13 protein-coding genes and 1 pseudogene are annotated in these 17,969 nt (G+C 68.9%); 8 read left to right on the top strand and 6 right to left on the bottom strand.

Annotated features, from left to right (window positions below):
* Nucleotides 1-30: 30 nt before the first annotated feature.
* From ccrA to ACQY46_RS01945, 3 genes are all read left to right on the top strand, one after another.
* The gene (ccrA, locus tag ACQY46_RS01955) at nt 31-1,326 is read left to right on the top strand and encodes a crotonyl-CoA carboxylase/reductase (protein WP_428698641.1); all 1,296 of its coding nucleotides are present in this window, start codon (nt 31-33) and stop codon (nt 1,324-1,326) included.
* A gap of 219 nt (nt 1,327-1,545) precedes the next feature.
* On the top strand, nt 1,546-2,064 hold the full coding sequence (locus tag ACQY46_RS01950) for a CAP domain-containing protein (protein ID WP_428698640.1): 519 nt from the start codon (nt 1,546-1,548) through the stop codon (nt 2,062-2,064).
* Nucleotides 2,065-2,075: 11 nt separating this feature from the next.
* Entirely contained in the window at nt 2,076-3,704 is a 1,629-nt protein-coding gene (locus tag ACQY46_RS01945) for an acyl-CoA synthetase (RefSeq protein WP_428698639.1), read from the top strand.
* On the opposite strand, the gene uraH is transcribed toward ACQY46_RS01945, so the two are convergent.
* A complete protein-coding gene (gene uraH, locus ACQY46_RS01940) occupies nt 3,701-4,108 on the bottom strand; it encodes a hydroxyisourate hydrolase (RefSeq protein WP_428698638.1) in 408 nt (135 codons plus the stop codon). The two genes, ACQY46_RS01945 and uraH, sit on opposite strands and share 4 nt — an antisense overlap.
* Nucleotides 4,109-4,321: 213 nt before the next feature.
* Here uraH and uraD point away from each other — a divergent pair.
* The 3 genes and pseudogenes from uraD to ACQY46_RS01925 form a co-directional block, all read left to right on the top strand.
* Nucleotides 4,322-4,822 (top strand): annotated as a pseudogene (gene uraD, locus ACQY46_RS01935) (2-oxo-4-hydroxy-4-carboxy-5-ureidoimidazoline decarboxylase); the annotation flags it as partial.
* Between the two features lie 60 nt (nt 4,823-4,882).
* Nucleotides 4,883-5,896, top strand: a complete 1,014-nt coding sequence (gene alc, locus ACQY46_RS01930; RefSeq protein WP_428698637.1) for an allantoicase — start codon at nt 4,883-4,885, stop codon at nt 5,894-5,896.
* Nucleotides 5,897-6,047: 151 nt separating this feature from the next.
* Nucleotides 6,048-7,445 (top strand): uracil-xanthine permease family protein, encoded by a 1,398-nt coding sequence (locus ACQY46_RS01925; protein WP_428698636.1) that lies wholly within the window; start codon nt 6,048-6,050, stop codon nt 7,443-7,445.
* Between the two features lie 722 nt (nt 7,446-8,167).
* Here the strand turns inward: ACQY46_RS01925 and asnB are convergent.
* From asnB to ACQY46_RS01910, 3 genes are all read right to left on the bottom strand, one after another.
* Nucleotides 8,168-10,126 (bottom strand): asparagine synthase (glutamine-hydrolyzing), encoded by a 1,959-nt coding sequence (asnB, locus tag ACQY46_RS01920; RefSeq protein WP_428698635.1) that lies wholly within the window; start codon nt 10,124-10,126, stop codon nt 8,168-8,170.
* 176 nt (nt 10,127-10,302) lie between these two features.
* Entirely contained in the window at nt 10,303-11,052 is a 750-nt protein-coding gene (locus ACQY46_RS01915) for a glutamine amidotransferase (protein ID WP_428698634.1), read from the bottom strand.
* A 49-nt stretch (nt 11,053-11,101) separates the two neighbouring features.
* Nucleotides 11,102-11,593: a TerB family tellurite resistance protein gene (locus ACQY46_RS01910; protein ID WP_428698633.1), complete on the bottom strand. Its 492-nt coding sequence runs from the start codon at nt 11,591-11,593 to the stop codon at nt 11,102-11,104.
* 150 nt (nt 11,594-11,743) lie between these two features.
* Between ACQY46_RS01910 and ACQY46_RS01905 the strand changes: the two genes are divergently transcribed.
* Nucleotides 11,744-14,755 carry an AsmA family protein gene (locus ACQY46_RS01905; RefSeq protein ID WP_428698632.1) on the top strand — a complete coding sequence of 1,004 codons (3,012 nt, stop codon included), beginning with the start codon at nt 11,744-11,746 and terminating at the stop codon, nt 14,753-14,755.
* A 112-nt stretch (nt 14,756-14,867) separates the two neighbouring features.
* On the opposite strand, the gene ACQY46_RS01900 is transcribed toward ACQY46_RS01905, so the two are convergent.
* A complete protein-coding gene (locus ACQY46_RS01900; RefSeq protein WP_428698631.1) occupies nt 14,868-15,755 on the bottom strand; it encodes an alpha/beta fold hydrolase in 888 nt (295 codons plus the stop codon).
* 162 nt (nt 15,756-15,917) lie between these two features.
* Here ACQY46_RS01900 and ACQY46_RS01895 point away from each other — a divergent pair, with 162 nt between their 5' ends.
* Complete coding sequence (locus tag ACQY46_RS01895; RefSeq protein WP_428698630.1) at nt 15,918-16,289, top strand: winged helix-turn-helix transcriptional regulator; 372 nt, start codon at nt 15,918-15,920, stop codon at nt 16,287-16,289.
* A 24-nt stretch (nt 16,290-16,313) separates the two neighbouring features.
* Here the strand turns inward: ACQY46_RS01895 and ACQY46_RS01890 are convergent, their stop codons facing one another.
* The gene (locus tag ACQY46_RS01890) at nt 16,314-17,936 is read right to left on the bottom strand and encodes a CHAD domain-containing protein (protein ID WP_428698629.1); all 1,623 of its coding nucleotides are present in this window, start codon (nt 17,934-17,936) and stop codon (nt 16,314-16,316) included.
* Nucleotides 17,937-17,969: the final 33 nt, after the last annotated feature.

The raw sequence follows: 17,969 nt of genomic DNA, 5'->3' as shown, positions 1-17,969 counted from the left end.
CGGTTTCATAAAACGGGAGGACATGCTGGAATGGGCAATGCTCAGCAGGCAAACGACAATCGCGAGGCGGAGGATCGTCCGGTGAAGGACCTTTACGAGATCGGCGAGATCCCGCCGCTCGGCCATGTGCCGAAGTCCATGTATGCCTGGACCATCCGGGCCGACCGGCACGGGCCGCCGGAAGAGGCGATGAAGCTCGAGGTGGTGCCCACCTGGGAGCTCGACAGCAACGAGGTGCTGGTGCTGGTGATGGCCGCCGGCGTCAACTACAACGGCATCTGGGCCGGCCTCGGCGAGCCGATCTCCGTGTTCAAGGTGCACGACACGCCCTATCACATCGCCGGATCGGATGCCTCGGGCATCGTCTGGGCGGTGGGCTCCAAAGTGAAGCGCTGGAAGGTCGGCGACGAGGTCGTCATCCATTGCAACCAGGACGATGGCGACGACGAGGAGTGCAATGGCGGCGATCCGATGTTCTCCTCGTCCCAGCGGATCTGGGGCTACGAGACGCCGGACGGGTCGTTCTCGCAGTTCTGCCGGGTGCAGTCGCAGCAGCTGATGCCGCGTCCGCAGCACCTGACATGGGAAGAAAGCGCCTGCTACACGCTGACGCTGGCGACCGCCTACCGGATGCTGTTCGGCCATTCGCCGCACCAGCTGCGCCCGGGCCAGAACGTGCTCGTGTGGGGCGCGTCCGGCGGTCTCGGCGTGTTCGGCATCCAGCTGGCGGCAGCGGCCGGGGCCAACGCCATCGGCGTTATCTCCGACGAGGACAAGCGCGACTACGTGCTCTCGCTCGGCGCCAGGGGGGTGATCAACCGCAAGGACTTCAACTGCTGGGGCCAGATGCCGACGGTCAACTCGCCCGAGTATAACGACTGGCTGAAGGAGGCACGGCGCTTCGGCAAGGCGGTCTGGGAGATCACCGGCAAGGGCAACGATGTCGACATGGTGTTCGAGCATCCGGGCGAGGCGACCTTCCCGGTCTCCTGCCTGGTGGTCAAGCGCGGCGGCATGGTGGTGTTCTGCGCCGGCACGACCGGTTTCAACCTGACCTTCGACGCCCGCTATGTCTGGATGCGGCAGAAGCGCATCCAGGGCTCGCATTTCGCCCATCTGAAGCAGGCGTCCGAGGCCAACAAGGCGGTGATGGACCGGCGCATCGACCCGTGCATGAGCGAGGTCTTTCCCTGGGAGGACATTCCGCGCGCCCATACCAAGATGTGGAAGAACCAGCATGCGCCGGGCAACATGGCGGTGCTGGTCAACGCACCGTCGACGGGCCTCAGGACCTTCGAGGACGTGCTGGCGGCGGGCGCGAAGTAGCGCCCCCTCGCAAAACGCCCCGCAACAGGCTTCGCCCGGCCGCGTCGGCCGCCGGGCGAAAGCTTGCCGTCAACGCTTTTTCAATCGCGACGGCTTAAGGGATAGGGCGCGCGGCCGCGACGCGGGCCGCGCGCCGGATACCCGGCCGGAAGATGCCGGTGCGCGGTCCGGCCTCCCTTTTTCCTCGCCCCGCGGCGTGCGGGGCATTATGAGGGCATCATGACCTCTCGTTTCCCTCTTGCCTGTCTCGCCCTGACCGGGCTGCTCGTGGCCGCCTGCATGCCCGAGAGCACTGTCGTGCCGCCCTACTACAAGGACATGGCGCGGGTCGACGCCGCCGTTGACGCGCCCTCCGCGCAGCAGATGATTTCCAGCTATCGCCAGTCGAACGGCGCAGGGCCGCTGACCGTCGATCCGGCCTTGATGCGCGCGGCGCAGGCGCAGGCCGACGCCATGGCCCGGGCCGGCGACGTCAAGGCGTCGCTTTCCACCGGAAACCGTCTCGCCACCCGTCTGGGCGCGGTCGGCGAGACCAACACCTATGCGGTGGAGAATGTCAGCGCCGGCTACCGGACGCTGGCCGAGGCCTTTTCCGGCTGGCGCGATTCGCCCAAGCACAACGCCGTCATGCTCGACGGCAAGGCGACCCGGATGGGCATCGCCACGGCCTATGCCTCGGGCTCCAGGCACAAGGTGTTCTGGTCGCTGGTGCTGGCCGCCCCGCCCACGGCCCGCTGAGGGCCGGCGACGTGCTTCAGCCTGCGGCGTCCTTTTCCGAGCTGACCGACCGCTTCCGCTGGCAGGTGCCTGACACCTGCAACATTGCGGAGATCGCCTGCGGCCGTTTCGCCGCGCGCGAGCCGGAGCGGATCGCCTTGCTGCACCGGCGCGAGGACGGCGAGACGGAGCGCTGGAGCTACGGCGCGCTGCAGGCCGCCTCCGGCCGCTTCGCCAACGCGCTGGCGGCAAGGGGCGTTGCCCGGGGCGAGCGGGTGGCGCTGCTCTTGCCGCAGGCGCCCGAAACGCTGATCGCGCATCTTGCCATCTACCGGCTGGGCGCCATCGCCGTGCCGCTCGCCAGCCTCTTCGGCGCCGAGGCGCTGCGCTACCGGCTGGAGCATTCGGGTGCGGCGGCGATCGTCACCGACGCGGCCGGGCTTGCCAAGATCGAGGCGCTGGGCGATGCGCTTCCGGAGCTGCGCCTGCGCATCGTCACGGGCGCTGTGTCGGGCGTGCTGCCCGAAGGCACGTTCGGCTTTGACGCGCTCCTTGCCGCGGCCCGCGAGGAGTTCGAGACGCTGGCGACCGGCCCCGACGATCCGGCGCTGATGATCTACACCTCCGGCACCACCGGCCAGCCGAAGGGCGCGCTGCATGGCCACCGGGTGCTGCCCGGCCACATGCCCGGCATCCAGATGTCGCAGGATTTCATGTCGCAGCCGGGCGACATCCTGTGGACGCCGGCCGACTGGGCCTGGGCGGGCGGGCTGCTCAACGCGCTGTTTCCCGCTCTCAGCCTCGGCGTGCCGGTGGTCTCCCACCGCTTCGAGAAGTTCGATCCCGAGCAGGCCTTCGCCCTGATGCGGGACCACGGCGTGCGCAACGCCTTCATCCCGCCGACGGCGCTGAAGATGATGCGCGCGGTGGCGCGGCCGCGCGAGCGCTTCGCGCTTGTGCTGCGCAGCCTCGGTTCGGCCGGCGAGGCGCTCGGCCGCGAGGCCTATGACTGGACGCGGGACGAACTGGGGATCACGGTCAACGAGTTCTATGGCCAGACCGAGTGCAACGCCGTCATCGGCTCCTGCGCCGCCATCGGCGTCAGCCGGGCGGGGGCCATCGGCAAAGTCGTTCCGGGCCACGATGTGGCGGTGATCGCCGATGACGGCGCGGTGCTTGCCGCCGGCGAACAGGGCCAGATCGCCGTGCGCCGTCCCGACCCGGTGATGTTCCTCGGCTACTGGAACGATCCTGCCGCGAGCGAGGCGAAGTTCATCGGCGACTGGATGACGACGGGCGACCAGGGCGTCATCGACGAGGACGGCTATGTCCATTTCATCGGCCGCGACGACGACATCATCACTTCGGCGGGCTACCGGATCGGGCCGAGCGAGATCGAGGACTGCCTGCTTGCCCATCCGGCGGTGCGGCTGGCTGCCGCCGTCGGCAAGCCGGACGCGCTTCGCACCGAGATCGTCAAGGCGTTCATCGTGCCGGCCGACGGCGTCACGCCGGACGAGGCGCTGGCCGGCGAGATCCGCGACCATGTGCGGACCCGGCTTTCGGCGCATGAATATCCGCGCGAGATCGCCTTTGTCGACGCGCTGCCGATGACGACGACCGGCAAGGTCATCCGCCGGCTGTTGCGCGAAGAGGGCTAGCTGCCGCGATAGGTGGAGTAGCCGAAGGGCGACAGAAGCAGCGGCACATGCAGGTGCGACTTGTCCCCGTTTGCCCCGGAAAATGCGAAACGGACCGGAATTTCGCGCAAAAAAAAGTCCATTTCTGCGTCATTCACGCAGTTTTTTGCACAAACTTGTAAATACTCCGCGCAATCGAAGACAATTTCGTAGCAACCGGGGACAAGTTCGCCTTCCGAAAGGAGCGGTGCGTCGGTGCGCCCGTCTTCGTTGGTGACGGCCTTCGCCACACGGGTGCGGGTCCCGTCGGGCGTCAGCCGGTCGACCGTGACCGGGATGCCCCGGGCGGGGATACCGCGTGCCGTGTCGAGCACATGGGTGGTCAGATATCCTCCTTCCGCCGGTGCCGTGTTTCGTCCTGCCATCGCATCGATCTCCTGCCGCCGGTTCGTCGGCGGCGATCCTGACCGGACCGGCCGTTGCGGCCAAGCCGGAGGGCGGCGGATATATCTTTCAAGAAAATTTTGAAAGAGGCGGCGATTGTTTTGCATTACCAATAGACGAACGCTGTTCCTGCGGCCCCGAAACGGGAGAACCCGGTGACCCCGAGCACGCATCCGCCGTCTTCCGCGCTGCCGCCGTCGCGCCTCGACCGCGACGCCTTCGTTGCCCGGTTCGGCGGCGTCTTCGAACATTCGCCGTGGATCGCCGAGCGGGCGCACGCGGCCGGGCTCGGCGCGGAGGCCGACAGCGCGGACGGGCTGCATGCGCGCCTCGCCGCGCAGTTCCGCGCGGCCAGCGAGACGGAGCGGCTCGGCGTGCTGAACGCCCACCCGGATCTCGCCGGCAAGCTCGCGGCGGCGAAGCGGCTGACGGCCGAATCCACCGGCGAGCAGGCCTCGGCCGGGCTCGATGCGCTGACCGACGGCGAACGCGCCCGCTTCACCGAACTGAACGAGCGTTACACGACCCGCTTCGGCTTCCCCTTCATCCTGGCGGTGAAGGGGCGCGGCAAGGCCGAGATCCTGGAAAATTTCGAGATGCGGATCGGCAATGACCGCGAGAGCGAATTCGCCACCGCCTGCAAAGAGGTGGAGCGGATCGCGCTGCTGCGGCTCAAGGACATGCTTCCCGGCTGAGGCCGGCCCCCACTCCGGCGCGCGCCTTCGCCGCGCCTGTTTTACGAAGGACCTGCGACCATGACGTCTCACCAGCCGGACGACCGTCCGGGTTTCGCCCGCAAGGACATCAACCTCGCCTCCGCCGGTCTCGGCGCCGTGGCGGTCTCGGTGACCGACGATTTCTTCGCCGAGGTTTCCCGAATGCTCGCCGACGACGCGGCGGTGTTTTATCCGGACCGCTATGACGACAACGGCAAGTGGATGGACGGCTGGGAATCGCGCCGCCGCCGCGGACCGGGTCACGACATGGCGGTGGTCAGGCTTGCCGCGCGCGGCCGGATCACGGGCTTTGACGTCGACACGGCGCATTTCACCGGCAACTATCCGCCGGCCTGCCGCATCGAGGCGGCCTCCTGCGCCGGCGATCCGGACAGTACGACGCAGTGGACCGAGCTTCTGCCGATGTCGCCGCTCGGCCCCAGCGCCCATCACTATTTCGCCTGCGCGGACAAGGGCGTGTGGACCCATGTGCGCCTGCACATCCATCCCGATGGCGGCGTCGGCCGTTTCCGCGTCTACGGTCGGCCCGAGCTCGACCGGGCGGCCGCCGGCGGCGCGGAGCTCGATCTCGCCTCGGCGCTCAACGGGGCGCGGATCGTCGGCTTTTCCGATGCCCATTACGGCGCCTATCACAGGATGCTGGCGCCGGGGCGCGGCCTCAACATGGGCGATGGGTGGGAGACGCGGCGGCGGCGCGAGCCGGGTCACGACTGGATCATCGTGGAACTGGGCGCGCGCGGCAGCATTGAGCGCGCAAGCGTCGACACCGCCTTCTACAAGGGCAATTTCCCGGAAAGCTGCTCGATGCAGGCGGCCGATCTCGGCGCCATGACCGGCGATCTCGACCAGGCCATCGTTACCTCCTCGATGTTCTGGGAGGAACTGGTCGGGCGCACGACACTCACCGCCGACGCGATCCACGAGATCGGCGCGGCGGACGTGAAACCGCTTGGCCCGGTGACGCATGTCCGCCTCAACATCCATCCCGATGGCGGCATCAGCCGCCTGCGGCTTTTCGGCAAGCTCGCCTGAGGGCGGGCGGGACCAACCATCACATGGTTTGAAACCGACCGGAGAACCGGCGTCCGTATGAGGAAGCGGACAAAAAGCCGGCTCCGGTCATTCGCAGGAGACAACGAGAACAGCGCGAAAACGCGCGACCTTCCAGAAGGAGACTGAGGGAATGGCCGTCGATCAATCGATCGGAACCCCGGAGCAATTGCGCGATCCGGACTATACACCGCCGCTTGCCAAGGCGGTGCCACTGGGCATCCAGCACGTGCTGGCGATGTTCGTCAGCAACATCACGCCGGCGATCATCGTGGCCGGCGCGGCCGGCTTCGGCTTTGGCACGCCCGGCGTCGTCGATCTCATCTACATGATCCAGATGTCGCTGCTCTTTGCCGGCATCGCCACCCTGTTCCAGACCATCGGCATGGGCCCGGTCGGCGCCCGCCTGCCGGTGGTGCAGGGAACGAGCTTCGCCTTCCTGCCGATCATGATCCCGCTGGTGGCGGGCAAGGGCGTCGACGCGATGGCGGCCCTGATGGGCGGCGTCATCATCGGCGGACTGTTCCACGCGACGCTTGGCACGGTGATCGGCCGCATCCGCTTCGCCCTGCCGCCGCTGGTGACCGGGCTGGTGGTGCTGATGATCGGCCTGGCGCTGGTCAAGGTCGGCATCCAGTATGCCGCCGGCGGGGTGCCGGCGATCGGCACGCCGGACTATGGCAGCCTGCAGAACTGGGGCGTGGCGCTGGTCGTCGTCATCGTGACGCTGGGGCTGAAATTCTTCACAAGGGGCATGTGGTCGGTCGCGGCCGTGCTTGCCGGGCTGATCGTTGGCTACGCGGTTGCCTTCGCGCTCGGCATGGTGAGCTTCGCCAATGTCGGGCGGGCCGGCTGGTTTTCGCTGCCCGATCCGTTCCATTTCGGTTTCGCCTTCGACTGGGCGGCGGTGATCGGCTTCGGTCTGATGGGCATCGTCTCGGCCATCGAGACGGTGGGCGACGTGTCGGGCATCGCCAAGGGCGGCGCCGGGCGCGAGGCGAGCGACAAGGAGATCGCCGGGGCCACCTATGCCGACGGTCTCGGCACGGCGGCCGCCGGCATTTTCGGCGGCTTGCCGAACACGTCGTTCAGCCAGAATGTCGGCCTGATCGCCATGACCGGCGTGATGAGCCGGCATGTGGTGACAATCGGGGCGATCTTCCTGATCGTCTGCGGCCTGGTGCCGAAGGTCGGGGCGATCATCTCGACGGTGCCGATCGAGGTGCTGGGCGGCGGCGTCATCGTCATGTTCGGCATGGTCGCGGCGGCCGGCGTGAGCATGCTCGCCGACGTCAACTGGAACCGCCGCAACATGGTGATCTTCGCCGTGTCGCTGTCGGTCGGGCTCGGATTGCAGCTTGAGCCGGGCGCCCTGCAGCACCTTCCCGACACGGTGAAGGTGCTGCTGACCTCCGGCCTGCTGCCGGCGGCGGGGCTTGCCATCGTGCTCAACCTGGTGCTGCCGGACGAGATCGCGGCCGAGCAGACCGAGGAGATTTCCGGCGGCATGCGGGGGCAGAAGACGAACTGAGGCGGGGCGGCCGGGGGGGCGTTGCCCCGGCCGTCATTCCGGGGGCGGCGTGCCTGCGTATGGAACGATCCGCCGCCCTTGCGGCTCACGCAGGCCGTCACCCCCGGCTTGACCGGGGGCCCAATCGTTCCCAGAGAGCGTGCGGTGGCCGCGAGCCGGTCCTGCCGCGAACCGGCGGTGCGGTCTCTGCTTTCGTCATTCCGGACAGGCCTGCGGCGTTGCCGCATGGCCGGATCCGGAATCCAGCGCATCAGTCGCGCCTTGGGCGCGCATCCTTTGTTCCTCGAAGATTGGAAGCGCGGGCCAAAGCCCGCGAACGACGTCTGGATGCCGGATCTCGCGACGGCGCTGCCGCGCCTCGCGGTCCGGCATGACGGGAGTGGGAGGCGGCCCTTCTGCTCCGACTTCTGCTTGAGTCTTCCCGGACGAGGCGAAGCCGTGACATGCAGGCCTTGGGGGCCCATTGGTTTCCAGAGCGGGAATGATGGGTTGCGGGGGGCCGCGTTCCGGACCGGTCCGCAAGTGGCGGCAACCCCACTGATGGCGCAGGGCTCCGTGACTGCCGCGACCGCCGGGAGCCGTCACGCCGGCCGGGGTTGCCATTGGGTCCCCGCTCGGAGGCGGGGATGACGGCCGAGAGTGGGGGCAGGCCGTGCTGCCTTTTGGACAAGCCGTTTTCGTCGCGCGGGATGACGCGGGGAGGATGGCGAGGACCCGCTCTCTCAGCCGTCCTTCTGGCGTGAGAGGTAGAGCTGCACCACGAACATCGCCCAGACGATGTTGGCGCGGCGACGGTCGCCGGCCAGGAAATCGTCCCAGAAGAGGCGCACGAGACCCTCGTCGAGAATGCCGATGCGGGCGATCTCGGCGGAGGAGAACATGTCCTCCGCAAGCGGTCGCAGCGGTCCCTTCAGCCAGTCGGCGCAGGGAATGCCGAAGCCGCGTTTCGGCCGATCCCAGAGAGGGCGCGGCACGTAGCGGCCAAGCACGGCGCGCAGGATGCCCTTGCGCTCGCCGCCCATGGTGCGGAGGCGGTCGGGCAGGGCGAGCGCGAAGCGGACGATCGCCGGGTCGAGGAAGGGCACGCGGGTCTCGAGCCCGTGCGCCATCGCCGCGCGGTCGACCTTCACCAGGATGTCGTCGGGCAGGTAGTGGACGAGGTCGAGCAGGCTCGCCTGTTCCAGCACGCTCCAGTCGCGCTCGGCGGCAACCGTCTCCAGCAGCGGGTGGACCTCGCGCCGGCTCCCCTCGACCAGCCGGTGGGCGGTGTCGAGCAGGGTGAACTTGCGCTCATAGGCGGCAAGGGCCGAGTCGGCCGACAGTCCGGCGAGCTTTTCCTCGAGGCGGAAGCGCAGCCCGGCCGGGCTTCTCGAGCCGATGCGGCTCCAGCCGAAACGCTCCGCCGGGGCGACGAGGCCGGCAAGCTGGGCCGAGACATAGGCGCGCCGGGCCAGCCGGCCGATCCGCGCGCCGGGCGATCCGCTCCACTGGCGGGCGACGGAATGATAGCGTCCGTAGCCGGCAAACAACTCGTCCGCCGCGTCGCCTGACAGGCTGACGGTGACGCGGGTGCGGGCGAAACGGGCGACCATGTAGGTGGGCAGTTGCGACTGGTCGGTGAACGGCTCGTCATAGACGTCCGGCATGGCGACGACGAGATCGCGGGCCTCCTCGCCGGAAAGGTAGATCTCGTTGTGCCGGGTGCCGAGATGACCGGCGACGGAGCGGGCGAACTCCGCTTCGTTGGTCGACCTGTCGTGGAAGCCGAGCGAGAAGGTCTCGACCGGCGTCGCGCTCAGCGACTGCATCATCGCGGCGATGGTCGAGGAATCGATGCCGCCGGAGAGGAAGGCGCCGAGCGGCACGTCGGAGATCATCTGGCGGGCGACGGATTCGCGCAGCAGCGAATCGAGCTGGTCGACGGCCTCCGTCTCGCTGCCGGAAAAGCGGTTGGCGCGCGCCGTGCGGGCTTCCCCGAGCGTGTCCCAGAAGCGGGTCTCGCGCCAGGTCCCGGGGGTCATGCGGCCGGGCGAGAGCTCGACACAGGCGCCCGGCGCGATCTTGACGACATCCTCGAAGGCGGTGCGCGGCGCGGGGATGTAGCCATGGCGCAGGCACTGGGCGATTGCCTGCCGGTCGACCCGGCCGTGCCAGCCCGGATGGGCCTTCAGCGCCTTGATCTCCGAGGCGAAGGCGATCTCGCCGCCGAACAGGCCGACATGCAGCGGCTTTTCGCCGAAGCGGTCGCGGGCGAGCGTCAGGGTGCGTTTCTCGCGGTCCCAAAGCGCGATGGCGAACATGCCGGTGGCGCGCTTCAGGGTTTCGGCGAGACCCCAGGCGACGACCCCGGCAAGCAGCACCTCGGTGTCGGAATGGCCGCGCCAGGCGGGGGCGGCGCCGGCCTCCTCGAGCTCGCGGCGCAGGTCGAGATAATTGTAGATCTCGCCATTATAGGTGATGACGAAGCGGCCGCAGGGCGAGTGCATCGGCTGGGCGCCGGCAGGCGTGAGGTCGAGGATCGCGAGGCGCCGGTGGACGAAGGCGATGCCGGCCGCCTCGTCGCGCCAGAGGTCGCCGGCATCGGGGCCGCGATGGCGGATCGCCTGGTCCATGGCAGCCAGCACGGCTGGATCGCGCGGGCTGGCCGCGTCGGGTCCGAAGATGCCGGCAATTCCGCACATGGGGCGCTCCCGCGTCGCTGTGATCCGGCGCAGTCCCGCGGCGTCAGGCCGCGGGCGCGCTTGCTTGGGCGTTCAATTAAATCATTCGGGAGAAAACGGCACTTTGTTTCTTGCCGGCGGGGGACGCGGCGGGGTTCTTGGCGGGCGGGAAAGCGCCGGCGTGCCCGACGAATGCCCTATTCGGCCGCCTCCGCCGCGAGGGCGGGGGCGTCGGCACGCCCGATCCAGCGGTCGAGGAAGTCGTCGAGCCAGGTCTTCACCGCCGGATCGAAGGCGAAGCGGCCGGCGAAATGGTCGCGCCGCTGGCGGGCGCCGGGCAGCGCCATGCGCGGGGCGGCGCGCGTCGTCCAGCGCACCATCATCTGATAGGTGAGCTCGGGGTGGAACTGGATGCCGTAGGCGGCCGGGCCGACGCGGATCGCCTGGTTGGGATAGGTGTCGCCCCTGGCCAGCAGCTCGGCGCCGGCGGGCATGTCGAAACCCTCGCGGTGCCACTGGTAGACCTTGCCCGGCCAGGACATCATCCGGCTGCCGGCATCGGTGGGATGCAGGTCGTAATAGCCGATCTCGACAAGCTCCTCGTCATGGCCGCGCACCCTTGCGCCAAGGTTGCGGGCGAGCATCTGGGCGCCGAGGCAAATGCCGAGGAACGGTTTCTCCTCGCGCAGCGGGACGTCGATCCAGTCGATCTCGCGGGCGATGAACGCGTCGGTGTCGTTGGCGCTCATCGGGCCGCCGAAGATCACCGAACCGACATGGCCGGCGAGCGTCTCCGGCAACCGGTCGCCGAAGCGGGGGCGGCGGATGTCGAGGGCGAAACCGCGCTTGACCAGCTCCTGGCCGACACGGCCCGGCGTCGAGGTCTCCTGATGCAGGACGATGAGGACCTTGGGGCGGCCCTCAAGTTGCTTGGGGTCGAGGATCATCGGTCCAGTCTATCGTGCATTGCAAGGATGCGTCGAGGGGCCAAAGGGCTCAGGCCTCTCCCTCGTCGCCGGAACCTGCCGGAGAGGGCGCCTCGCCGGCCACCTTGCGGCGCAGGGCAAGCCGGTCGCGCGAGGAGATGCCGAGCAGCTCGGCGACCCGCCAGACCGTGTTGTCCTCGAACTCGTGCACGGTGCCGTCGGCATAGACGAGCTCCCACATCATCTCCAGCACCTTGAGACGCTCCCCGATCTCGAGGCTGCGCTTCAGCACGGAGGTGAAGCCGTAGAGGTCGACCGCCTCGTTGTCGCGGCGCGTGGCGGCCTGGATCAGTTCGGCGGTCATGTCCGGGGTGAGCTGGTAGTTGCGCTTCAGAACCTCGTTCAGGGCGGTGCGCTCGGCCTCGTCGACGACGCCGTCGACCGAGACGATATGGACCAGAAGGGCAGCGGCGGCGAGCCGGTGGTCGTCCTCCGCGAAGACGATATTGCCGTCTTCGCCGGTGACCGCATTTCGCAAAAAGCGCTTCAACGCAGAAAACATGTGCCCTCCAGAGCCGTACACCCGCCGCGCAGCATCGGCAATTGGCGGACGAATGTCCATGCCGTCCTTGGTTTCCCGCACGGTTCGGCCATGCTGTCGACACGCTTTGGCGTAGACTGCCGGTGATTCGCGCTTTTCCGGAGACATGCCTTGAAACGCCTGCTGGTCGGCCTTCTGTGCCTGCTTTTCCTGCTTCTGGCGGCCGCCTTCGTGGTGCCGCTGCTGCTGCCCAAGGACGCGATCCGCGCCGAGCTGATCGCCCAGATCGAACAGCGCACCGGCTGGCGGCTGCGCCTCGACGGGCCGGTCGGGCTGTCGCTGGTGCCCGGCTTCCGTCTGACGGCGGAGGATGTCGGCATCTCGGTCGGCGGTGCGGGGGAATTCGCCCGGGCGGGCGAGGTCGATTTCGGTCTCGCCTGGGGCGGGCTGTTCGGCGGCGAGGTACAGCTCACCCATGTGGTTCTCGATCGGCCGGCGATTTCGCTGGAAATCGGCGAGGACGGCCAGCCGAACTGGGGCCTGGCGGGGGCCGGCGCGACGACGACAGCGGCACCGGCCGGCGGGACCGGCTTTCCCGCCGATCGCTGGAGCGCGGCGACACAGGCGATTTCCGAAAGCAATGGCGAGGGTGGGGGCGAGAGCGGGGGCGAGGGCGCCCTGGCGCTGCGCCAGAGCGCCGCGGAAGCCTCGGGCGGCGATGCGCCGCAAGGGACGGAGGTCGTCGACGGGCTCGGGCTGGCGCGCATCGGCGTCGACCGGCTGACCATCGAGGACGGCTCCTTCACCTATCTCGACCGGCGCAGCGGCGCGCGGCAGACGGCGGAGGCGATCAACGTGACGCTGCGCCTGCCGGCGCTGTCGGGACCGCTCGACATCGAGGGCGAACTGACCGTCGGCGGCGTCGGGGGCGACGGCGTCGTGCTGGAGGTGGCCGGCGCGGTGGCCGCCCCGCTCAGGCTCGCCAATGGCAGTTCGAGCGGCATCGACCTGACCGTCAACGGCGCGGGCGCGCTCGCGACGGTGACCGGAGACGTGGCGCTCGGCGAGCCCAGCCGGCTGCGCATCACGGTGGAGGGCGAGGCGCTGGGCGAGACGCTCGCCGCCCTGGGCAGCGCCGTGCCGCGCGATCCGGGTGCCTACCGGGTGAATGCGGACATCGCGGGCGACGCGGCGCGGATCGACATCGCCAGCCTGACCGCCAACGTCGCCGGCGCGGAGCTGCGGGTCGCCGGCAATGTGGCGCTTGCCGGCGAGGCGCCGGTGATCAACGCCCGGATCGAGATGGCAGAGGCCAACCTGGCGACGCTGCTGACGCTTGCCGGACGCACGGAGGAGGCGCGCGGCACGATCGGCGGCTCGCTGCGCCTGTCGGCCAGCGGCAATGACATGGCGATGCTGCTGGGAACGCTGGATGCGTCGGGCCGGCTGTCGCTTTCCGGCGGTGGCATCGACAACCTGCCGGTTCCCGGCGCCCTCGGCGAGGACGCGGCGGCGCGGCGGATCGACGACCTGGCGCTGGCGCTCGATTTCGCCGGGCTCGATGCCCCGGTGTCGCTCACCGGCGGGCTGACCTGGCGCGGCGAGGCGTTCAGCGTCGAGGGCACCGCCACCCCGGCGCTGATGATGGCCGGCATGCCGGCTCCGACGCGGCTGCGCGTCAGCGGCTCGCATCTCAAGGTCGGTTATGACGGGGCATTGTCGCCGGCCGGCGAGATCGACGGCGATGTCGTGCTGGAGACGGCCAACCTGCGGGCGCTGACCGCCTGGCTCGGCACCCCGCTTGCCCCGGGTGGCGGGCTCGGTCCCTTCAGTTTCTCCGGCCGTCTGGAGGCGAGCGGCGAGGCGATGCGCTTCTCCGGCGCGAAGATCCGCCTCGATGACACGAACGGGCAGGGCGAAGGCGAGCTGCGCCTTGGCGCGCGGCCGAAACTGACGGCAAGGCTCGACCTGGAGCGGCTCGGCCTCGATCCCTACCTGGGCAGCGCCTCCGGCGATGCGGCGCCCCCGGGAGAGGCGCGCGTGCCGGGCGCGGAAGGCAGCTCCTGGAGCCGCGCGCCGATCGATTTCAGCGGGTTGCAGGCGGTCGACGCCGACCTGACGATCAGCGCCGGGACCATCATCAGGGAGCGGCTTGAGATCGGCCGCAGCCAGCTCAAGGTCAAGCTCGACGCCGGCCGGCTGTCGGCGGAGCTGACCGAAATGGCTCTTTATGGCGGCCAGGGGCAGGGCGTGGTGGTGCTCGACGGGACCGGCGGCATTCCCGAACTTGCGGCGCGCTTCAAGCTGAGCGACCTCAATGCCGGACCGTTCCTGTCGGCGGCCGCCGGTTTCGACTGGATCGAGGGCCGGGTGGGCTCCGAGCTTGACGTGACGGCGCGGGGCGTCAGCGAATACGAACTCGTCGCCGATCTCAACGGCACCGCAAGGTTCGACTTTGCCGACGGCGCGATCCGGGGGCTCAACATCCCGCGCATGGTGCGGGGGCTGACGGTCGACACGCTGCTCGGCTGGGCCGAGAACCCGAAGCAGAAGACCGATTTCTCGGCGCTCGGGGCAAGCTTCCAGATCACCCGGGGCATCGCCGCCTCGGAGGACCTGGCCCTGATCGGCCCGCTGATCAGGATGAGCGGCGCGGGCCGCGTCGACATGCCGGAACGCAGCCTCGACTGGCGGCTGGAGCCGCGCGTCGTCGCCAGCCTCGACGGCGGCGCGCCGGTGCCGCGCGGGAAGGGCGAGGCGCGCGACCTGGAAGGGCTCGGCGTGCCGGTCGTGGTGCGCGGTTCCTGGGACCGGCCGCAGATCTATCCGGACATCAAGGGCATCCTGGAGGACCCGCAGGCGGCGCTGAAGCAGCTGGAAAGCCTCGGCGGGGGACTTTTCAAGTCGCTGGGCGGGGGGAAGGCGCCGGAAGGCTCGCTCACCGACGCGGCCACCAATGCCGCCAACGAGGCGCTTCAGAGGGCGACCGGCGGCAATACCAGCATCGACGTGCAGAAGGTGATCGAAGGCGATGTCGATGACGGGGAGGTGCTGGAGGCGGTGGAACAGGGCTTCGGCCTGCCATCCGGCTTCCTCGGCTCCTTCGGCCTTGGCAACAAGCGGCAACAGCCGCAGCAACAGGCCCCCGAAAACGGCGAGGTCAACGACAAGCCGTCGCCGTGAGCGGCGGCGGCTCCGCTGGTGCGTTGCCGCCGACGGTTTCCGGGCTTCCCGAGGTGGACCTGAAGTCCGTTCATTGGCCGCCGTCAGGTGAAATGAACGTCAGGTTCCGACCCTAGAGCGCATCGATCCATGCCGTGATCGCGGCGTTCACGTCATCCCTGCGGTCCTGCATGATCCAGTGACCGGCATCGGACCAGACATCGACCTTCGATTTCGGGTGCGTGAACCACGGCCGCATGCGCCCGGCCTGAGCGGGATCGCGGCAGAGGTGATACAAGGGCACCTCCAGTCGCTTGCAGAATTCCGCGCTGGCCTCTCCGGTGCCGACCTGGCCGGCGCCGAAGAAGAGCGGACCGAACGATTCACGCACGACATGTGCCGGCATCCCCTGGACGCGGCGCGCATGCCAGCGCTTGAACGCCGGATCGGTCGCAGGGTCGTAAACGGCCTGGAAGAGGGCCGGCACCACGGTGCCAGGATCGCCGGCGGACAGGTCATCCGTCACCTTGGCGAGGAAACCCGCCGCATCGGAGCCAAAACCGAGTGCGCCGTCGACGGACACGACCGCGCTGACGAGATCAGGCCTCTTTGCGGCGAGACGGGCGGCAATCTGCCCGCCCATCGAGTGCCCAACGATGATGAACTTCTCACCCGGATAGCTCTTCGAGATCAACGCCTCGATGTCCGCCGCATAGTCAGCCGGGGCGTAGGCGCCCGATGGCATGACCTCGGACCTGCCATGCCCGCGCAGGTCGGGGGCGGCGACACGGTATCTGCTCTCGAACAGCGGCAATTGTCCGATCCAGTCGTTGGAATCGCATGTCCAGCCATGCAGGAGCATGACATTCCCGCCCGTGCCGACATCCGTGCGGAAGAGCCTGGCTACCGGCGTCTCTGATGCCATTGCCGCCGCGCCGCCGCGGGTCGCGACGACCGCCGCCGCCGCGCCGGCGAGTTTCAACAGGCTGCGCCGGGAAAAATCGTGCTGGTTGGAGTTCATTTGCATCCTCTGTGATCTGCCGGGCTCGACGCCCGCTCCCCGCAATGGCGAGGATCGGGGCGGCCGTCCCGATTGCTTCGGGTGTTGCAGACTAGATATCGAATGTATATCTAGGATCAAGAATGCACTTTCGGGTGCGCAGGTATACGCGAGGATATCGAGATGTCATGCCAGGTTGATGCGGTGTTCTTTTCTGACTGCGCCGCGCGCTCCTTCTTCGACCAGGTCGCCAACAAATGGTCGGTGATGATACTCACCGTCCTGCTGGAGAAGCCGACGCGCTTCAACGAGTTGAGGAGGAGGCTGGAAGGCGTGACGCACAAGGCGCTGACACAGGCGCTCCGACGCCTGGAGCGCAACGGGCTGATCGTTCGGCGGGTGTTCGCCACATCGCCGGTCGCGGTCGAGTATTCCATCACGGAGCTCGGGCGTACCCTTCAAGTCCCGCTCGGCGCGGCGTTCGACTGGGCGATCAACCATCTGCACGAGATCGAGCAGGCACAGGAGGCCTATGACCTGAGGGACGAGAGGTAGGGTCCTGACCCGGCACTTGCATCCCTAGCGGTCGCGCCAGAACTTGCGCACGCGGCGGGTCTCGTCCCAGAGCGCGCGGGCGCTTTCCCAGGCGTGCTCGGCGCGCGCCTCGTGCCAGCCCATGACAAAGCCGGCGGCAAGCAGCGTGGCGGCGGGCTGCTTCCCTTGTCCCGACGTGGCGATATCGGCGAGGCGGCCGGCCATGACCACGTCGTTGAGATAGCCGAAGACGTCCTGCAGGGTTTTCAGCCGGGAGAGGAAGGGTTTTACCTTCCTGGCGGCAAAGGCGGGACGGAAGAACTCCACCGCATAGCGCAGCTTCTTCAGCTCCTTGCGCAGGTCGTGGCGCTCCTCCAGTGTCAGCTCCTCGATGCGGGCCGCCAGCCTTGCGGCCGCCTTCCAGCGCTTGTCGAGAGCCGCCGAGGCGAATTCGGCCAGCGGCGTGTCGCCGGCGGAAACGGCGCCGGCCCGCGGGGCGGCGGCCGGGGAGACTGCGTCGCCGGGGGCGGCCGCCTCGTTGCCCGTCCCGGGCAGCTTGCGGCCATCGCCTTCGGCAAGCGCGCCGATGCGGAAAAGCAGCGCGTTGACGGACGGGTCGAGCAAAGCCGCGCGCAGGGCGACGCGGGCCTTCTCCCGGCCGGACAGGACAAGCCCGGCAAGCCGGTCGGCGGCAAGGGCTTGCGGGGCGAACCCGGCCGCCGGGGCAACGATCTCCCCGGCAAGCACGTCGAGGTCGCGCAGGTCGCCGACCCGGTTGGCAAGGTCGCGGGCAGCAGTGTCGAGATCGGCGCGAACGTCCCTCTCGAGCAGGGCGTGATGAACCTTGAGCGCGCTGCGCAACCGGCGCAACCCGACGCGCAGCTGGTGCGGGCCTTCCGGGGCATCGCTGTCGAGCGTCACGTCGCGATTGGCGGCGATCTGGTCCATGCAGGAGACGAGAATGGCGCGGAAGGCGGTTTCGGCCGTATCGGTCGCCGGATCGAGATCGACATCGGTGGCGGTCCTGGCCTTGACCGCCGGTGCCTCGCCGCTGGCAAGCGCATAGCCGCGCCCGGCCTTTGTGAGGGCGGAAAAGCGCGCAATGGCGGTGCCGGACAGGGCGCCGGCGAGACGGAAGAGGTCCGCCGGGCGGCCTTGCTTCAGCTCCAGTTCGGCCTCGAAGAGCGGCGCCACCCGTTCGCCGGCGCGGATCTCGCCGGCATCGAGCGCCATCTCGATGACCGAGCCGTCCTCCGTCTCGAAGATGCGCGTGGTGCGCTTCATCACCGTCTCGAAGACCGGCTCAAGCGGCAGGCCGGCGACGAGGCGCCACAGGCCCTCGCGCAGGCCGGGATCGGCGATGCGGGTGAGATCGGGGGCGGGGCCGGCGACCGGGGCCTCCTCCTCGCGCGGCTTCGACATGCCGCCCTTGACGCCGGTGCCGGCCTTGACCGTCTGGATCCAGGCGCGGCCGACCTTGCGCACGCGCAGCGACCATTTCGCCTTGCGCAGCGCCCGGTCGGCATTGTCGAAATAGATCGAGCGGAGCGTGCGCGTGGCGGCGCGGCCGACGGCAAACCCTTGCGGCGCCGGCTCCGTGCGCAGGCGCTGCATGGCGGGACGGGCCAGCTCCAGCTTCAACTCGATTTCGCGTTGCGTAACAGTCATGAAGACCGCTCTAGCCGGTTTTTCCGGGGCTGT

This window comes from Stappia sp., from assembly GCF_965276915.1.
In the GTDB taxonomy this organism is placed as follows: domain Bacteria; phylum Pseudomonadota; class Alphaproteobacteria; order Rhizobiales; family Stappiaceae; genus Stappia.
The sequence above is the reverse complement of the archived record's forward strand: the minus strand, read 5'-3'. Positions and strand labels throughout refer to the sequence as shown.